General features: G+C 70.9%; 2 protein-coding genes. Both read right to left on the reverse strand.

All coding sequences use genetic code 11. From position 1 onward, the window contains the following. Positions 1 to 21 precede the first annotated feature (21 nt). Entirely contained in the window at positions 22 to 783 is a 762-nt protein-coding gene (locus SSBG_RS14305) for a class E sortase (protein ID WP_008746827.1), read from the reverse strand. Between the two features lie 34 nt (positions 784 to 817). After that, a partial coding sequence (locus SSBG_RS14310) for a class E sortase (protein WP_078491302.1) occupies positions 818 to 1,472 on the reverse strand: 655 nt, incomplete at its 5' end.

A 1,472-nucleotide genomic window follows, 5' to 3' on the forward strand; every position in this document is an offset into this window, starting at 1 on the left:
GGGCCCCAGAGGCCGTCTCCGCTAGCGCAGTTCGGCCGGCGGTGTGCGCTTCGCGTCGACCGGGTCCACGCGCTCCAGCTTCCCCCACACGATGTACCGGTAGTCGGACGTGTAGACGGGCGTGCACGTCGTGAGGGTGATGTAGCGGCCGGGCTTCTTGACGCCCGCCTTCGCCGGGACCTGGTCGAGGACCTCGACGTCGTACTTCGAGGTCTGCGGGAGGATCGCGAAGACGCGGTAGACGTACCAGCGGTCCCGCGACTCGAAGACGATCGGGTCGCCCTTCCTCAGCTTGTCGATGTTGTGGAACTTCGCGCCGTGCCCGTCGCGGTGCGCCGCGAGCGTGAAGTTCCCCATGTCGTCCTGCGGGAGCGCGGACTTGACCGGATCGGTGTAGTAACCGGCGACACCGTCGTTGAGGATGCCCGTCGCGGTGCCCTTTTTGACCAGCACCTCGCCGTTCCTCATCGCCGGTACGTGCAGGAAGCCGATGCCGCTCTTCGTGTCGAGCGCCCCGGGGCCCCGCTGCGGCTGCCGCGCCCAGTGGTCGCGCACGCGGTCGCCCTGCCGGCCCGCCTCGTGGTCGGCGACGACGTTGGTCCACCACAGCGAGTAGACGACGAAGAGAGCGAGGACGAGCCCCGCGGTGATGAGCAGTTCGCCGAGGAGGGCGGCGAACCCGGCGGCCCTGCCGCGGCGCGCGCGCCCGCCGGGCCCGCCGCGCCCGGACGGCCCGGTGTCCGCGCCCTGCGGCGGCGCCGCCTCGTCCCTGGTTGCCGACACTGTGCACGCCCCGTTCCTCGGCCCGGCCGCTCGCTCACAGCAGCGCGTCGGGCTTGCCCTCGCCGCGCGGCCGTTCCTCGACCATCTTGCCCCAGACGATCATCCGGTACGTACTGGTGAATTCCGGGGTGCAGGTCGTCAGCGTGAGGTAGCGCCCCGGCTTCGTGAAGCCCGAACCGGCAGGGACCGGGCGGAGCACGGCGGTGTTCGCGGGCGAGGTCTGCGGCAGGATGCTCGTCATCTTGTACACGAAATACGTATCGCGGGTCTCCACGACGATGGGGTCGCCCGGCCGGAGCCTGTTGAGGTAACGGAAGGGCTCCCCGTGCGTGTTGCGGTGCCCGGCGAGCGCGAAGTTGCCGCTCTTCGCGGCCGGCATCGCGGTCTTGAGCGCGCCCTGCCCGTAGTGGCCGACCATGCCCTTGTCGAGGACCTTCGGCTTGCTGACCCCCTCGGCGATCGGGACGACGACGTCGAGCTTGGGGATCGTGAGGATCGCGAAGCCCTCCCCGGGCTGGAAGGCGCCGGGGCTGCGCTTGCCGTCGGCCCAGTCGTCCTGGAGCCGGTGCGCGGCGCCGTTCGCCTCCCGGTGCGCGCGCACGTTGGTCCACCAGAGCTGGTAGGCGACGAAGAGGAGCATCACGAGGCCGAGCGTGATGAAGCCCTCGCCGAGCGCCGCGCTCACCCGC

Origin of the sequence: Streptomyces sp. SPB074 (assembly GCF_000154905.1) — a bacterium.
GTDB lineage: Bacteria > Actinomycetota > Actinomycetes > Streptomycetales > Streptomycetaceae > Streptomyces.